This is a genomic window from Comamonas testosteroni ATCC 11996 (assembly GCF_000241525.1).
Classification (GTDB): Bacteria; Pseudomonadota; Gammaproteobacteria; order Burkholderiales; family Burkholderiaceae_C; genus Comamonas; species Comamonas testosteroni.
Genome location: NZ_AHIL01000033.1, coordinates 1 through 15,340, shown reverse-complemented (window position 1 = coordinate 15,340; position 15,340 = coordinate 1). Strand labels below are relative to the sequence as shown.

Annotated in this window: 15 protein-coding genes; 11 read left to right on the top strand and 4 right to left on the bottom strand. The window is 61.3% G+C overall.

The annotated features are described in order from the left end of the window. Window positions 1-246 precede the first annotated feature (246 nt). The 9 genes from CTATCC11996_RS14730 to CTATCC11996_RS14690 all read left to right on the top strand — a co-directional run bounded on the left by CTATCC11996_RS14730 (window position 247) and on the right by CTATCC11996_RS14690 (window position 10,373). The gene (locus tag CTATCC11996_RS14730) at window positions 247-1,428 is read left to right on the top strand and encodes a YncE family protein (protein WP_003077526.1); all 1,182 of its coding nucleotides are present in this window, start codon (window positions 247-249) and stop codon (window positions 1,426-1,428) included. Window positions 1,429-1,500: 72 nt separating this feature from the next. Beyond that, window positions 1,501-2,328, top strand: a complete 828-nt coding sequence (locus CTATCC11996_RS14725; protein ID WP_034349241.1) for a polysaccharide deacetylase family protein — start codon at window positions 1,501-1,503, stop codon at window positions 2,326-2,328. Window positions 2,329-2,349: 21 nt separating this feature from the next. After that, window positions 2,350-3,330 (top strand): sterol desaturase family protein, encoded by a 981-nt coding sequence (locus CTATCC11996_RS14720; protein WP_003077523.1) that lies wholly within the window; start codon window positions 2,350-2,352, stop codon window positions 3,328-3,330. Between the two features lie 14 nt (window positions 3,331-3,344). Next, window positions 3,345-4,232: an EI24 domain-containing protein gene (locus tag CTATCC11996_RS14715; protein ID WP_003077521.1), complete on the top strand. Its 888-nt coding sequence runs from the start codon at window positions 3,345-3,347 to the stop codon at window positions 4,230-4,232. 322 nt (window positions 4,233-4,554) lie between these two features. Next, on the top strand, window positions 4,555-5,970 hold the full coding sequence (gene glnA / locus CTATCC11996_RS14710) for a type I glutamate--ammonia ligase (protein WP_003077519.1): 1,416 nt from the start codon (window positions 4,555-4,557) through the stop codon (window positions 5,968-5,970). A 179-nt stretch (window positions 5,971-6,149) separates the two neighbouring features. Continuing rightward, on the top strand, window positions 6,150-6,662 hold the full coding sequence (locus CTATCC11996_RS14705) for a hypothetical protein (protein WP_003077517.1): 513 nt from the start codon (window positions 6,150-6,152) through the stop codon (window positions 6,660-6,662). A gap of 36 nt (window positions 6,663-6,698) precedes the next feature. Next, entirely contained in the window at window positions 6,699-7,808 is a 1,110-nt protein-coding gene (glnL, locus tag CTATCC11996_RS14700) for a nitrogen regulation protein NR(II) (protein WP_034349238.1), read from the top strand. A 46-nt stretch (window positions 7,809-7,854) separates the two neighbouring features. After that, window positions 7,855-9,405, top strand: coding sequence for a nitrogen regulation protein NR(I) (gene ntrC, locus CTATCC11996_RS14695; RefSeq protein WP_003077513.1), 1,551 nt, complete (start codon window positions 7,855-7,857; stop codon window positions 9,403-9,405). Between the two features lie 200 nt (window positions 9,406-9,605). Continuing rightward, a complete protein-coding gene (locus CTATCC11996_RS14690) occupies window positions 9,606-10,373 on the top strand; it encodes a hypothetical protein (protein WP_236597806.1) in 768 nt (255 codons plus the stop codon). A gap of 13 nt (window positions 10,374-10,386) precedes the next feature. Here the strand turns inward: CTATCC11996_RS14690 and xth are convergent, their stop codons facing one another. Beyond that, on the bottom strand, window positions 10,387-11,163 hold the full coding sequence (gene xth, locus CTATCC11996_RS14685; RefSeq protein WP_003077509.1) for an exodeoxyribonuclease III: 777 nt from the start codon (window positions 11,161-11,163) through the stop codon (window positions 10,387-10,389). A 258-nt stretch (window positions 11,164-11,421) separates the two neighbouring features. Between xth and CTATCC11996_RS14680 the strand changes: the two genes are divergently transcribed. Next, entirely contained in the window at window positions 11,422-11,655 is a 234-nt protein-coding gene (locus CTATCC11996_RS14680) for a putative hemolysin (RefSeq protein ID WP_233506474.1), read from the top strand. A gap of 73 nt (window positions 11,656-11,728) precedes the next feature. Here the strand turns inward: CTATCC11996_RS14680 and CTATCC11996_RS14675 are convergent, their stop codons facing one another. The 3 genes from CTATCC11996_RS14675 to CTATCC11996_RS14665 form a co-directional block, all read right to left on the bottom strand. Beyond that, a complete protein-coding gene (locus CTATCC11996_RS14675; protein ID WP_003077505.1) occupies window positions 11,729-12,811 on the bottom strand; it encodes a metallophosphoesterase in 1,083 nt (360 codons plus the stop codon). 196 nt (window positions 12,812-13,007) lie between these two features. Continuing rightward, a complete protein-coding gene (locus tag CTATCC11996_RS14670) occupies window positions 13,008-13,511 on the bottom strand; it encodes a dihydrofolate reductase (RefSeq protein ID WP_003077504.1) in 504 nt (167 codons plus the stop codon). A gap of 122 nt (window positions 13,512-13,633) precedes the next feature. Next, a complete protein-coding gene (locus CTATCC11996_RS14665; protein WP_003077501.1) occupies window positions 13,634-14,464 on the bottom strand; it encodes a thymidylate synthase in 831 nt (276 codons plus the stop codon). A gap of 241 nt (window positions 14,465-14,705) precedes the next feature. Between CTATCC11996_RS14665 and CTATCC11996_RS14660 the strand changes: the two genes are divergently transcribed. Beyond that, the gene (locus tag CTATCC11996_RS14660; RefSeq protein ID WP_003077495.1) at window positions 14,706-15,299 is read left to right on the top strand and encodes a hypothetical protein; all 594 of its coding nucleotides are present in this window, start codon (window positions 14,706-14,708) and stop codon (window positions 15,297-15,299) included. The last annotated feature ends 41 nt before the right edge of the window (window positions 15,300-15,340 follow it).

Genomic DNA, 15,340 nt, shown 5'->3' with positions numbered 1-15,340 from the left:
TGGGGCTCCTTTTTTTATAGAGCAATGATGTTCATCAATAAATGAGCGTCATGTGCCTTTATTACAACGGATTCAAGCTTTTTTAAAGCTGTACCGTAATAAAAACAGGAGCTAGCTGCTCCTGTTTTTGAATTGTTGTCATGATGCGGCCTGCGCCGATCAGGCAAGGTTGGCGTGGCATTTCAACAAGCTTTGTAAACCAGAAGGCTTGTGTTGGCAGCGGCTGCATTGACGCAGCTACACTGCATGGATTCTGAGAAGGTGGTGGTTGTGGGACGTCTTTCTATTGGGCGCACTGGCGCTGCTGTGGCATTGGTCGTGGGCGTGGGCGCTGCGGCATGGTTGGGGGCTTCGGCATTGCCCGGTTTCAAGTCTGCCAAGGCAGCCGCACCGGTGGCCGCTGCCGCTTCTGCGGTTGCTCCTGCGGCCACGCCCGCAGCGCCGCCTGCAAGCAGCGCTGCGCCTGCGTCGCCTGCTGCCGTCAAGCCGGCACAGGCAGCGCGTGCCGTTCAAGGCCCCACGCCCATCTTTGTGCTGAACTCTCTGGATGCGTCCATCAGCGTGATCGATCCGCTCAGCTGGAAGGAGCAGTCGCGCATTCCCACGGGCAAAGAGCCTCATCACCTGTACCTGACGCCGGACGAGAGGTCGCTGGTGGTGGCCAATGCACTGGGCGATTCGCTGACTCTGGTGGATCCGCGCACGGGTGCCGTGCAGCGCGTGATCCGCGATATCGTGGACCCGTACCATCTGCGCTTTTCGCCGGACATGAAGTGGTTCGTCACGGCAGCCAACCGGCTCAATCACATCGATTTTTACCGCTGGGACGCGGCCACGCAGACGCCGACCCTGGTCAAGCGTGTCTCCACCGGCAAGACGCCCAGCCATCTGTTCATCGACGCGCAGAGCAAGACGCTGTACTCCACCATGCAGGACAGCGATGCCCTGGTGGCCATCGATATCGCCACCCAGACCATCAAGGCTCGCGTGCCCACTGGCCCCATGCCTGCGGACGTCTACGGCAGCCCTGACGGCAAGAAGCTGTTTGTCGGCCTGACCGGCGGCGATGGCGTCGAGGTGTTCGACATCACCGGCGCTGAGCCCCGCAGCCTGGGCCAGATCAAGACGGCTGCCGGTGCACACGCCTTCCGCGCCGCTGGCGATGACCGCCATCTGTACGTGAGCAACCGCGTGGCCAATACCATCAGCAAGATCGATATGGTCAGCAGCCAGGTCGTAGCCAATTACCCGGCCCCTGGCGGCCCCGACTGCATGGATGTCTCGGCCGACGGCCGCTACATCTTCGTGGCCTCGCGCTGGGCACGCAAGCTGTCGGTGATCGACACGGTGGAGAAGAAGGTGGTCAATCAGGTCAATGTGGGCAAGTCGCCCCACGGGGTCTGGACGCTGTCCCACGCTGCGCGCTAAGGTGCTTGTCCCTGCTGCATCGAAGCGGCAGGTGCGGCTTGGTCTCCGTGTTGACCACCTCAAGGAGGGTGGATGCAAAGACGTTGTTTCATGCTCGGCTCGCTGGCCGGCGGCCTGTCTGCCGCACCTGCCTTCGCTGCCGAAACTTCAAAAAAGATAGCTTCAGGCACATGCTCCAAGGCGGTTTACCTGACTTTTGATACCGGGCATATGGGCATAGCCCAGTGGGTCGCCCAGGTTCTGCAAAAGCACAAGGTTCCCGTCACATTCTTTGCGGCCAATGAGGCCACGAAGGAGGGGGGCAGCAGTCTGGGCGACTTCTGGGCACCCTGGTGGAAGGCCCGTGCCGACGAAGGTCACCAGCTCGCATCCCATACCTTTGACCATATGTACTGGCTGGCCGATATTCGCGACAAGGCCACGGGCCAGGTCACACATTTCAAGGTCAAGCCCTCGGCCGGACCCAGAGCCGGTCAGAGCTATGTGGTGTCTGCTGATGAATACCACCAGGAGATTGCCCGCTCCGCTCAGCGGCTGGCGCAGATCACGGGCCGCAAGACCTTGCCGCTGTATCGTGCGCCCGGCGGCAAGACATCGCCCGCGCTGATTGCCGCAGCGCAGCAGGGCGGCTTTCAGCATGTGGGCTGGGCGCCGGCAGGCTTTCTGGGCGATGAGCTGCCCAGCGACAAATATCCGAATGAACGCTTGCTGGCCCAGGCACTCAAAAACATAGGCAGCGGCGATATCTTGCTGGCCCACCTCGGCATCTGGTCGCGCCAGGATCCCTGGGCTCCGGCGGTGCTGGAGCCGCTGATCGTCGGTCTGCTGGATAAGGGTTTTTGCTTTCGTACGCTGGCCGAGCATCCGGCGTATCAGGGCTGGATTGCGCAGCACCGCTGAGTGCTGCAAGAGGAGTGAGTTGTGGATTGGTTGGTTCAGATGTTTGGTGAGGCGCAGCAACGTCTGTTCGAAGGCGTGGTGCAGCCGTTTCTGTTTCATTTCGGCATGGCGAACCTGCTCGAAGATGGCTACACGGCCACCGGCTGGCTGTTGGTGGGGCTGCTGCAGATAGCGGTCATGGTCGCGGTGATCGTGCCGCTGCAGCGCTGGCGGCCGGTCGAGCCTGTGGTGGACCGCCAGGCGATTCGTGTGGACATCCTCTACACGCTGATTCACCGGCTGGGAATTTTCCGGCTGGCATTGTTCTTCACGATCGATCCCTTGTGGGATGCCCTCATGGGCAGGCTTCATGTTTGGGGCATGCCCGGCTTTCATCTAGACGATATCTGGCCGGGCGTGACGGACAATGCCTGGGTCAGTCTGTTGATGTATCTGGTCGTCTTCGATCTGGTCGAGTACTGGATTCATCGCGGTCAGCACGGTTTTACCTGGTGGTGGAAGCTGCATGCCGTGCACCACTCGCAGCGCCAGATGACGGTGTGGAGCGACAACCGCAATCACCTGCTCGACGACGTGATCCATGATGCGATCATCGTGCTGGTAGCACAGCTGATTGGCGTGGCTCCGGGGCAGTTCGTGGCCATCGTGGCCCTGACCCAGCTCAGCGAGAGCTTTCAGCATGCCAATGTGCGCATCTGGTTTGGCCAATTGGGCGAGCGCCTGTGGATCAGTCCGCGCTTTCACCGCCGTCATCACGCCATCGGTATTGGTCACGAACCCATGGCGCCTGTGCGCAACAAGAAGGTGCACGGCAACAACTTCGGCGTATTGTTGCCCTGGTGGGACATATTGTTTGGTACGGCCAACTTTGATCTGCGCTATGACCCCACTGGCATTCGCGATCAGGTGCAAGCGAATGCAAAAGGACAATTGCGCGACTATGGCCGTGGCTTCTGGGCGCAGCAGTGGCTGGCAGTCCTGCGATTGATGGGTCGCGCATAAGTCAATCCTTGAGTATGCTTGCCAGCATGAGCTTGCTACTCGACTCTTTTTGGCGTGCCCTGGCGTATTGCCTGCATAAGCGGGTCATTGTCTGGTCACTCTTGCCGCTTCTGGCCATGGCCTTGATGGCCTGGCTTTTGGGTTACTTCTTCTGGGCCGATGCGGTTCTCAAGGTGCAAAGCCTGCTGGACGGGGTTGGCTGGCTGCATTCCCTGTGGCTATGGCTGCAAGGGCTGGGCCTTGGGTACGCCTCGGAGGTGGTGGCTTCCATTTTTGTGGTGTTGGGAGCAATGCCGGTACTCGTGGTACTGGTGTTGCTGCTGGTGGGCCTGTTCATGGCACCAGTGCTCACGCAACTGGTGGCCGAGAAGCGCTTTGTCGGGCTGGAGAAAAAGCATGGCGGCTCTACTGTCGCCAGCCTGGTCTGGTCGGGCGGCTCCACGCTGATTGCGCTGCTGGCCTTGTTTGTCACTTTGCCGCTATGGGTGTTCCCGCCGCTGATGCTGGTGGTGGCGCCCCTGATCTGGGGATGGCTCACCTACAGGGTCATGGCATTTGACGCCTTGTCCGAGCATGCCAGCAAGGATGAGCGCCGGGCCCTGTTTGCCCGTCACCGCATGTCGCTCATTCTGATGGGGGTGATCTGCGGCTATCTGGGCGCAGCACCCGGTGTGGTCTGGATTTCCGGGCTGCTGTTCCTGGCCGCTTTCTGGATTCTGGTTCCGATTGCGATCTGGATTTATGCGCTGGTGTTTGCCTTCTCTGCACTGTGGTTTGCCCACTTCTGTCTGGCGGCGCTGGAGCAGATGAGGGCGCAGACCCTGCCGAGTGCTGCCGACCCACAGGTCCCGTTTGCACCTGGTGCAGAAAATTCGGATGGTGCAGCTTCGGTGGCTCGCTGAAAAGCGTCTGCAGCAGGTTGGATCAGGTGTCATGCACCAAAAACAATCCCATTTCAGAATTGCACCATCTTGGTGCAAGTAAATTCACCAATATGGTGCAATTGTGCTGCGTGCTCTGGCAGTGCGACAATGCGCGTCTGTTTGGTGCAGTTTGCAGATGCAGCTTTGGTAAGTGCTTATGTCTTGTGCCGAATGTCTTTACACCAAGGCTCGGTTTCGGTGCGCAGATGTTGTTGTGAGGCGCCAAGGTCGAGTTGGCACGCAAACTGCTAGATACTATTCATTCTTTATTTGATCAGCCAAAGTTGGCAGGAGAGATCTAATGGCGAAGACCGTTGCAGACGTGATGCAGATGGTGCAGGATAACGAGGTCAAGTTCGTGGACCTGCGCTTTACCGATACCCGCGGCAAGGAACAGCACGTGACCGTGCCCGTGTCGCACTTCGACGAGGACAAGTTCACCTCGGGCCATGCTTTCGACGGTTCTTCCGTTGCCGGCTGGAAGGGTATCGAAGCCTCGGACATGCAGCTGGTTCCCGATCCCAACACTGCCAATATCGATCCCTTCTTCGAAGAAACCACACTGATTCTGCAGTGCGATGTGATCGAACCCGGTGATGGCAAGGCCTATGATCGCGATCCCCGCTCCATCGCCAAGCGTGCCGAAGCCTACCTGAAGGCCTCCGGCCTGGGCGATACCGCTTACTTCGGTCCCGAACCCGAATTCTTCATCTTCGACGGCGTGCGTTGGGGCACGGAGCCTCACAACCCCTTCTTCGAAATCGAAGAATACGAGGCTCCCTGGAACACCGGCACCAAGTTCGAGACCGGTAACCGTGGTCACCGTCCTCGCGTCAAGGGTGGCTACTTCCCCGTGCCTCCCGTTGACAGCACCCAGGACATGCGTGCAGAGATGTCGCTGCTGCTGGAAGCGGTCGGTATTCCCGTCGAAGTGTTCCACCATGAAGTGGCTGGTGCCGGTCAGAACGAAATCGGCACACGCTTCTCGACCCTGGTCGAGCGTGCCGACTGGACACAGCTGCAGAAGTACATCATCTGGAACGTGGCCAACACCTACGGCAAGACGGCAACCTTCATGCCCAAGCCCTACGCTGGCGATAACGGCTCCGGCATGCACGTGCACCAGTCCGTGTGGAAGGATGGCAAGAACCTGTTCGCCGGCGACGGCTATGCCGGTCTGTCCGACTTCGCCCTGTACTACATTGGCGGCATCATCAAGCACGCTCGTGCGCTGAATGCCATCACCAACCCCGGCACCAACAGCTACAAGCGTCTGGTTCCCGGCTTCGAAGCGCCCGTGAAGCTGGCTTACTCGGCCAAGAACCGCTCGGCCTCCATCCGTATTCCTTACGTCAGCAACCCCAAGGCTCGCCGCGTGGAAGCCCGCTTCCCCGATCCTCTGATGAACCCCTACCTGGGTTTCGCAGCTCTGCTGATGGCCGGCCTGGACGGCGTGGAAAACAAGATCCATCCCGGCGAAGCCGCGACCAAGGATCTCTACCACCTGCCTCCCGAGGAAGACAAGCTGGTGCCTACCGTCTGCCACAGCCTGGATCAGGCTCTGGAAGCTCTGGACGCCGACCGTGCGTTCCTGACCAAGGGCGGTGTGTTCTCCGACAGCATGCTGGATGCCTACATCGAGCTGAAGATGGGCGAAGTGACTCGCTATCGCCAGTCGGTGCACCCTGTCGAATACGATATGTACTTCTCGCTGTAAAGCAGAGGTCAAAAAAGGCGGCGCAAGCCGCCTTTTTTATTGAGCGCCCGCTACGGCGGGCGTGGGAGCAAAGGAACCAAACGGGTTGGTGGCGGTCAAGTAGTCAATAAAAGCCGCAGGCTTGGAGCGATACTCAGGGTATTGCGGACTTGCGGCCGCCGTCTGCCTGAGAGGACCGAATGAAGAAGTTTTATGTGTTGTCGTTGCTGTGTCTTGCATCCGGGCTGGTTTCTGCCCAGGATGTGATCTACCGCTGCGGCAATGAGTACACCAACAATGTTTCGCAGGCCAAGGCCAAAGGGTGCAAGCCGGTCGATGGCAGTGGCGTGACGGTGATTCACGGCACCAGACCCTCGGGTAGCAATGCCGCAGCGGCACCGGCCAAGCCCAAGCCGGCAAGTGGCTCTGCATCGAGCGCACCGGCCCCGGCCCGCAGCGACAGTGCCGCTCAGAAAGCGCGTGACTCCGATGCGCGAGCCATCCTGCAAGGCGAGCTGAACAAGGCCCAGGCCAGACTGGCCGAGCTGAAGGCAGAGTACAACGATGGCAACCCCGTGCGTACGGCGCTGGAGTTGCGCAATCCTCAGGGCTACCCGGAGCGGGTGGCCAAGCTCAAGGCCGATATCACACGCCAGGAAAGTGATATCGCAGGCATCAAGCGAGAGCTGGACCGGCTGCCTGCGGTCAATTAATCCGCCCCCTGGGGCTGGTCATTTTTGGTCTATCGCATGAGTCCCACTGCAGCCCCGCTCCCTGATATCTCCAGGCCTGATACGGATCAGGCCAATGCCAACGGCTACCAATCGCTGGACTGGCTTTGCACCTTGATTGCCGTGCTTGACGAGTACGGCATGGTGCGCTTTGTCAATGCGGCGCTGGAAAACGCCCTGGGTCAGTCGCGCCGCATCATGGTGGGCAGTGACTTTGCTACCTGCTTTGCCGAGCCTGCCTTGCTGGACAAGGCGCTCAGCGGCGCCCGTTCCAACGACTTTGCTGCACTGCGCTTCGAGGCCAGCCTGCTGCGCCTGGGGCAGGAGCCCTTGCCGATTCACGCGGCCGTTTCACTGGCCGAGAAGGCCGGCCATGTCATGGTGGAGATGTGGCCGCTGGAGCAGCAGGCCCGTCAGGACCGCGAGGAACGCATCCGAGAGCAGGCGCTGGCGAACAAGGAGCTGATTCGCAATCTGGCGCACGAGATCAAGAATCCGCTGGGCGGCATCCGCGGCGCAGCCCAGCTGCTGCAGATGGATCTGGTCACGCCCGAGCTGCTGGAATACACCACGGTCATCATTCACGAGGCCGATCGCCTGCAGGCGCTGGTGGACAGGTTGCTGGCCCCGCATCGCCACCCGCATGAGGTGGGCGACGTCAACATCCACGAGGTCTGCGAGCGCGTGCGTTCGCTGGTGCTGGTCGAGCACCCCCAGGGACTCAAGATCACGCGTGACTATGACATCTCCATTCCCGAGTTCAGAGGCGACAGCGCACAGCTGATACAGGCACTGCTCAATATCGTCCAGAACGCGGCCCAGGCGCTGGGGCGGCGCATTGCAGAGGGCGATGCCGAGATCATTCTGAGGACGCGTGTGGCCAGACAGGTCACTCTGGGGCGCGAGCGCTACAGATTGGCACTGGAATTGCATGTAATCGACAACGGGTCAGGCGTGCCAGATGCCATCAAGGAACGGATTTTCTATCCTTTGGTCTCGGGCAGAGACGGCGGATCCGGCCTGGGGTTGACGCTGGCTCAGACCTTTGTGCAGCGTCACCATGGCCTGATCGAATGCGAGAGCCAGCCGGGGAGGACGGATTTCCGAATCCTGATACCGCTGCCATAAAGCCTGACATTATCAATATGCAGAAGAAGGGAAGGATGTTGCACGAATGAAGCCAATCTGGATTGTGGACGACGACCCTTCCATCCGCTTTGTGCTTGAAAAAGCATTGGGGCGTGAAGGCTGGCCCATTCGCAGCTTTACCCAGCCGCGCGATGTGCTCAAGGCCCTGGCTGATGTGGACAACAGCGATCCCGAGCGTCAGGCTCCACAGGTGCTGGTCAGCGATATACGCATGCCTGGCGGCTCGGGCCTTGAGCTGCTGGAGCAGGTAAGGGCGCAGCAGCCCGGGCTGCCGATGATCATCATGACGGCCTATTCCGATCTGGACAGTGCAGTCTCGGCATTTCAGCGCGGAGCTTTCGAGTATCTGCCCAAGCCATTTGATGTACCCAAGGCCGTGGAGCTGATCCGGCGCGCCGTGGAGGAAAGCCAGCGCGAGGAGGTGGCCGATGTGCAGGCACCGGTGCAGGCGGAAATGCTGGGCCAGGCACCTGCCATGCAGGACGTGTTTCGTGCCATCGGCAGACTGAGCCAGAGTCATGTCACGGTGCTGATCACCGGGGAGTCCGGTGCCGGCAAGGAACTGGTAGCACGAGCGCTGCACAAGCATTCTCCCGTTGCTGGTGGACCGTTTGTGGCCATCAATACCGCCGCCATTCCGAAAGACCTGCTGGAGTCCGAACTGTTCGGTCACGAGCGCGGCGCCTTTACCGGCGCGCAGACCCAGCGCAGGGGGCGTTTCGAGCAGGCCGAAGGCGGTACGCTGTTTCTCGATGAAATTGGCGACATGCCGTTCGAGCTGCAGACGCGTCTGCTGCGGGTGCTCTCCGACGGTCATTTCTACCGGGTTGGCGGACATCAGGCCGTCAAGGCCCATGTTCGCGTGATTGCCGCGACCCACCAGGACCTGGAGCTGCGCGTCAAGGACGGCGCTTTCCGCGAGGACTTGTTCCATCGTCTGAATGTGATCCGCCTGCGCCTGCCCGCGCTGCGCGAGCGCAAGGAGGACGTGCCCATGCTGACCCAGCATTTCCTGCAGCAAAGCGCGCGTCAGCTGGGGGTGGAGCCCAAGCGCATGAGCACGGCCGCCATGAGCCGTCTGCAGGCCTTCAACTTTCCGGGCAATGTGCGCCAGCTGGAAAACATCTGTCACTGGTTGACCGTCATGGCGCCGGCCCAGCAGATTGCACTCAAGGACTTGCCGCCCGAAGTGCTGGGCAGCCCTGCATCGGTGAACACGGCAGTCTTTGCCGGCGCATTGAGCAGTGGTGTGGGCCTGGACCAGTCCAGGGCAAACCTGCCTGAGGCGGCGGCCATGTCCGTGCCAGGCGCTGCGGCAACGCCGTTGGCCGAAGCTCCGGCATTGACCGAGGGCTGGCTGCAAGGGCTTGGCAAGCAGGCTGAGGAACTGTTGTCGCAGGGTCACCACGATGTATGGGATCAGCTGTCCCATCAGTTCGAGGCGCAGTTGCTGCGAACGGCTCTGGCCGCCACGCATGGCCGCAGAGTGGAGGCTGCCAGCCGACTGGGGATTGGTCGCAACACCATTACCCGAAAGCTGCAGGAGCTGGGGCTGGAAAACGAGAATTTCGACTGAAACAGTGCAGTGGCTACTCGCTCTCGCGGTGAGATTTATCCGTCCTACATGGTGCAATCACGGTTGACGACATGAGGCAGATGGCGCAGGGATAACAATCAACAGGCCTTTTGTTGATTGGACTGTTTGCGTTGTCTGCCTTGCCTTTATCCATCTCTTTCCCGCCTGCACCGGGGTCTTTCCCGCAGGATGCGAGCGCCTTGTCGCCGTTGCTGCAGATGCCGGAGGCCGAGGAGGCCTTCTGGCACGAGCGCTATATGTGCGAGCCTTACTTCGTTCCGGGGCGTGGCTTTGACCAGTATTACCCCGCCTATCTGCTGGGCTGGCAGGCCGGCAGATATCGGGCTCGGCAGACGGCTTCGGGGGGGAGAAGGAGTTTCGAATCCCTGGAGGCCGAGTTGCGCCAGCAGTGGTCGCTGCATTGCGGGGGCAGTCTGCTGGACTGGTCTCAGGTCAGAGCAGCCGTCAAGGCAGCCTGGCGCCGCGCGATTGTTCCACCCGCGTCCAAGCCTTGCGCGGAGGCCGTATTGGGCCAGATGGCGAAGAACAGTCTTGCTCTGGCGTTACAGGCAGGACTGCGCTTTGCGCAAAGCTCCAGGCTGTTTCTGACGACCGCGGACTCCAGCATGGCTGTCGATGCCCTGCGCCGTTTCTCGCAGGATTCACGCAAGCTGGTTTCCGAACTGGAGGAGCTGCTTGATGGTGTTGCGGCGGCCCCGCTACCCATGGCCTTGGATGAGGGCGGTCTGCTGCAGCGAGTGCGCAGGACCTGGCTCGACTACCTGGGAGAGGCGGCGGCCGAAACCTGGCTGGATGTGCTGCGTCGCTTGCAGACCTGGCTGGAGCGCACCGAGCACACTGTTCAGCTGGATTTGCCGGTCAAAGTCGCCAAGCTGCTCAAACGCCATGTGATGCTGCTGCGCGGCCAGTTGCAGGCCTTGCAGTGGCTCAGCCACGGCGCGGCCTGAGCCGCATCCTGCCTCAGTCCAGTGTGACAACCACGGGGGCGTGGTCGCTGGGCTGCTTGTTCTTGCGCGGAGCGCGATCCACGCTGCAGGCGCTGACCTTGCTCTTGAGAGCCTCGCTGACCAGAATATGGTCGATGCGCAGGCCGCGATTCTTCTGAAAGCCCAGCATGCGGTAATCCCACCAGGAGTAGCTTTTCTCCGGTTGCTCGAACATGCGGAAGGCATCGCTCAGGCCCAGTTGCAGCAGGCGCTGGAAATGGTCGCGCTCTTGCACCGTATGGTGGATCGTGTCCTTGAGGCCGACGGGGTCGTAGGAGTCGCGATCTTCGGGAGCCACGTTGAAGTCCCCCACCAGCACCAGGCGCGGATGCAGGGTCATCTGGTTCTGGATCCAATCGTGCAGTGCCTGCAACCAGCGCATCTTGTAGGCAAATTTTTCCGAGCCGGGTTCCTGGCCGTTGACGAAGTAGCCGTTGATCAGGCGAATCTCGCCGTTCGGCGAGTCTATGGTCGTGGCAATGATGCGGGCCTGTTCGTCGTCAAGCCCCGGGATGTTGCGCACCACATCACGGCCCGTCTCGCGCGTGATCCAGGCCACGCCGTTATAGGTCTTCTGGCCGTGGCTGACGGCCTTGTAGCCGGCTTCCTCGAACGCCATGTGCGGGAACTTGTCGTCGGTGAGCTTGAGCTCTTGCAGTCCCAGCGCATCGACGGGGTTGGCGGCAAGCCAGTCCAGTACCTGCGGCAGCCGTACGGACAAGGAGTTCACATTCCAGGTGGCAATTTTCATCTTCTTCAACTTTCCTTATTTCATGCGGGTTCCAAGGGGGCGGCTGCCGGTAAAAGGCCTCCAGCTACCAGTCTGGCTACCCAAACAGAGCCCTTGGCGGGCATCTTTCTCGCAGTGGCTGACAGCATAGCAAGCCTGGCCTTCTCTGAAGCCGGCAAGGCTGTCCGCCATGATCCCTTCAGTGGCGGACCCTGGCATTTGCGACTTTGAAGCCCCATGCGCATGGGCCGGCGTGCAGGGGTTTGCTACATTGAGCCCATGAAACATGCTTCAAGCCTGGCAGGGATGATGATCGTCGTGGCGGCAGTCAGCGGCTGCGCGCAATCGGTTTCGGTCAATTTTGGCAACCCCTCTGAGGCCAACTGCAAGAAACAGGGCGGCGTGCTGCGCACCGAGAAGGGGGCGGATGCTGATCGAAATACCTGCGTGCTGCCTGACGGCTCTGCTTTTGAGGAGTGGGTGCAGCACGCGCGGCAGTCGCCCGCGAAATAGGTCTAGGCCCAGACCTGGATTCAGGCAGCGGCTGTCTTGATGCCGCGAGGGCCGGCAGGCGTGGAGGATGGCTTCAATCGCGCAGCGCCACGGAGTGCTCGAAATTTTCCGATATGGCCTGTGTGCCGTCGTCAAAGACCAGTACGCGCTCGGGCCAGCGCATGGCGGCGAGCTTGCTGCGCTGCACGGGGTTGTGGCCGCGCAGGCGGTCCAGCCAGCGCGCTCCTACCGAATAGTCCACACAGAACACATTGCCGCGCAGGCCGTGCCATGAAAGCGGGGGCGTTGCGCCAAACAGGTTTTCAAACTGCGAGCCATGCGCCGGGGCGTCGGCCGGGCGCAGGCGGCGCCAGTAGTGGCCGACGATGACGGCGGGCGCTTCTTCATATTCATTCCACCAGCCCACGCGTTCGACAAAACGCCATTTGCCGCCTGCGTAAAAGGGGTTGCGGCATTCGCGCTCCACGCCGGCCGTCAGCACCTTCAGAGGGTTGACCATGGCCTTGTTGAGTTCGTTTTCGCTATGGGCCGGCAGAAACGGCGGCTCATGGCGATAGTCTTCGAGGCTGTAAGGCCAGCTCTGCTCTTCCTGGCGCATGCGCTCGGCCACGCATTGGGCGATGGACTGTTCTTCGGCAATCGTCTCGAAGTGGTCGTAGGCGGCGCGTGCGCTGCCGCTGGGCAGCTGGCGAATCATGGCGATCTGTTCGGGCCGCCAGGCGGCATGAACAATGCGCAGATCCTCGCGCTCCAGCGCAATCGGCAATTGGCCGAGCTGCTCGAGCATGGCGGGAATCTGCTCGGCCGGCATGCGCGCGAAAGGCGCGTACTTGGGCTGATCGGAGTCGATGCGGCTGTCGAAGAACCAGCCCGATCCATCCTTGGCATCTTCGCGCAGCAGATTGATTTCGTGGTTGCCCAGCACCGCATGGGCCGTGCCCGAGGCCAGCATGGCGCCGACCAGCGCGAGCACCGAAGGGCTGTCCGGTCCGCGGTCGCAGAAGTCGCCGACAAACACCAGTCGCCGCCCTTCAGGGTGATGGCCCTGCAGGTCATAACCCAGGTGACCCAGCAATTGCACCAGCGCGGCGTATTCGCCATGGATATCGCCAACGATATCGAGGGCGCCAGGAGGCAGGGGCTGGACTAGGCTCATGATGAAAGGGCGATAGGCTTGCGGGGTTGGAGGGCTCAGGCTGCAGCAGGCTGCCTTGCCATTGTCATACGGCAGTCATGCAGTGAAGCTGACAATTGTTGCAATGCAACACCGCGAGGGCAAGAGAGTTTTGTCTCATGCCGGACTGCCGGCCGATGCCGATGCGATACCGCATGGCATGAACCCGGAGCAAGGGTCAGCCCTGGCGCTCGAAGCGCACAAAGCTGTAGGGCAGGCCATTGGCAGAGACATGCTCGCTGCGGCTCACGGCCTGCCACTGCTTGCCCAGTTCGGGGGCAAAGGCATCGCCTTCGAAGTCGCGGCCGATTTCGGTCACTTCCACGGCATCGGCCAGCGGCAGGGCCTGGGCATAGATCTGCGCGCCGCCGATGACCCAGACGTCTTGCGAGAGCTTGCGACCCAGCTCCAGTGCTTCGGGCAGGCTGGCGGCGCGCAGGACCTGTTCGGATGCCGGCTCGGCTTGCCAGTCGGCCTGGCGAGTGACGACGATATTGCTGCGGCCCGGCAGGGGGCGGAAGCGCACAGGCAGCGAGTCCCAGGTCTTGCGGCCCATGATGACGGCGCAGCCCCGGGTCAGCTCCTTGAAGTGCGCCATGTCTTCCGGCAGGTGCCAGGGCATGGTGTTGTCCTTGCCGATGACGCCGTTGGCTGCGCGAGCGTAGATGAGTTGAATGGCCATAGCTATCAATAAAGAAGCTGCTGGCGCCTGTCAGTTATGGATTTCAGGTATGAAAATACTTGAAATCGTTTGCAGTCAAACGATGGCAGCTTTGATTTTTATAGTGATCCGAGAGGCAGTAGTCAGACCGCCACAGGCGCCTTGATGCCGGCATGGTGCTGATAGTCCAGCACTTCGAAGTCTTCGTACTCGTAGCCGAAGATGGAGTCGGGCTTGCGCTTGATGTTCAGCGTCGGATAGGCGAAGGGCTGTCGAGACAGCTGGGTCTGCACCTGTTCGAAGTGGTTGTTGTAGATGTGGCAGTCGCCGCCAGTCCAGATGAAGTCGCCCACTTCCAGGCCGCATTGCTGGGCCAGCATATGGGTCAGCAGCGCGTAGCTGGCGATGTTGAAGGGTACGCCCAGGAAGATGTCGGCGCTGCGCTGGTAGAGCTGGCAGCTGAGCTTGCCGTCGGCCACATAGAACTGGAAGAAGGAGTGGCAGGGCATGAGGGCCATCTGGTCCAGCTCGGCCACGTTCCAGGCGCTGACGATGATGCGGCGGCTGTCGGGATTGCTCTGGAGCTGCTTGACGACTTCGGCAATCTGGTCGACATGCGTGCCGTCGGCCTTGGGCCAGCTGCGCCATTGCACGCCATACACCGGGCCCAGGTCGCCGGTTTGCTTGTCGGCCCATTCGTCCCAGATGGTGCAGCCGCGCTCCTGCAGCCACTTCACATTGCTGTCGCCGCGCAGAAACCACAGCAACTCCAGAATGATGGACTTCAGGTGCACCTTCTTGGTGGTGACCAGGGGGAAGCCTTCATTGAGGTTGAAGCGCATCTGGTAGCCGAACACACTGCGCGTTCCCGTGCCCGTGCGGTCGGTTTTGGACGCGCCGTGCTCGAACACATGGCGCATAAAGGTTTCGTACTGGCAGCGCACGGGGCGCAGGGTGCAGGTGCTGGAGTTCATGGTGCAAAAAGCGGTCAAAGACTTGCAAAGACTGGCTGTGCTGGCAGCGTACACAAGGTGCCGCTGCTCTTGAAGAGGGTGGGCCCGCAGGGCCGCGATAGCCCGAGTGTGCCACGGGCCGGGGCATGCCGAGCCGCCTGCAGTCAATGACCCGCTCTGTCGCCCTGTAAGCCTCGAATCTGCCGCAGCTGGATTCACAATGTCATGGAAAACAACCGAGCCGAACAAGGAGAGTGAGTTCATGTCACGCAATTTTGTGAGCACCGCGGCGGTTGCGCTGGCCGCTGCGGCCTTGCTGGTCGCCTGCGATAAGACCAAGGCCCCGTCTCCCACCGCCGCTGCAGAGGATGTCCGGGCAGCGGCTGCTGCGGCGGCGGCTCCGCCCGCTGCCACGGCGCAGATCGAGGAGGCGGCTACGGCCCCCGTCGAGGAAGTGCGCGTTCCCCATGTGGCCAAGGACGGCGAGCCAGGCCTGGACAGCCTCAAGCCGCTGCAGGGCAAGTACCGCTGGGATGGAGTGGACTATGTGAAGGATGGCGTGCTGGCCCAGCGGCTGAAGACGCTGATGGGCCCTCAGTACGACACGCTGCTCAAGAACCTGCAGGCCTTGGGTCCGCTGGAGCCTTCCGCAGCGCTGCTGTACGTGATGGGCAACCGCCAGCATCAGGGCGGCGAGGAAATGGCCGCCGTGGTGATCGACCCGGTGCGCAACGGCCTGCGCGTCTGGCTGCTCAGCGAGGGCAGGCAGACCGTGTTCACCGATGTGGACGGCGCAGATATCCCCTGGCCCAGTGCGGTGCAGAGCATGCTGCGCAATATCGTGGCCACCCAATGAAGCCTTGGCTGCGGCCAGAAAAAAAAGCCCTGCCGATCATG

Coding starts and splice junctions, on each gene's coding strand:
- CTATCC11996_RS14730 (WP_003077526.1), top strand. CDS start 247: ATGGATTCTGAGAAGGTGGTGGTTGTGGGACGTCTTTCTATTGGGCGC.
- CTATCC11996_RS14725 (WP_034349241.1), top strand. CDS start 1,501: ATGCAAAGACGTTGTTTCATGCTCGGCTCGCTGGCCGGCGGCCTGTCT.
- CTATCC11996_RS14715 (WP_003077521.1), top strand. CDS start 3,345: ATGCTTGCCAGCATGAGCTTGCTACTCGACTCTTTTTGGCGTGCCCTG.
- glnA (WP_003077519.1), top strand. CDS start 4,555: ATGGCGAAGACCGTTGCAGACGTGATGCAGATGGTGCAGGATAACGAG.
- CTATCC11996_RS14705 (WP_003077517.1), top strand. CDS start 6,150: ATGAAGAAGTTTTATGTGTTGTCGTTGCTGTGTCTTGCATCCGGGCTG.
- glnL (WP_034349238.1), top strand. CDS start 6,699: ATGAGTCCCACTGCAGCCCCGCTCCCTGATATCTCCAGGCCTGATACG.
- ntrC (WP_003077513.1), top strand. CDS start 7,855: ATGAAGCCAATCTGGATTGTGGACGACGACCCTTCCATCCGCTTTGTG.
- xth (WP_003077509.1), bottom strand. CDS start 11,163: ATGAAAATTGCCACCTGGAATGTGAACTCCTTGTCCGTACGGCTGCCG.
- CTATCC11996_RS14680 (WP_233506474.1), top strand. CDS start 11,422: ATGAAACATGCTTCAAGCCTGGCAGGGATGATGATCGTCGTGGCGGCA.
- CTATCC11996_RS14675 (WP_003077505.1), bottom strand. CDS start 12,811: ATGAGCCTAGTCCAGCCCCTGCCTCCTGGCGCCCTCGATATCGTTGGC.
- CTATCC11996_RS14670 (WP_003077504.1), bottom strand. CDS start 13,511: ATGGCCATTCAACTCATCTACGCTCGCGCAGCCAACGGCGTCATCGGC.
- CTATCC11996_RS14665 (WP_003077501.1), bottom strand. CDS start 14,464: ATGAACTCCAGCACCTGCACCCTGCGCCCCGTGCGCTGCCAGTACGAA.
- CTATCC11996_RS14660 (WP_003077495.1), top strand. CDS start 14,706: ATGTCACGCAATTTTGTGAGCACCGCGGCGGTTGCGCTGGCCGCTGCG.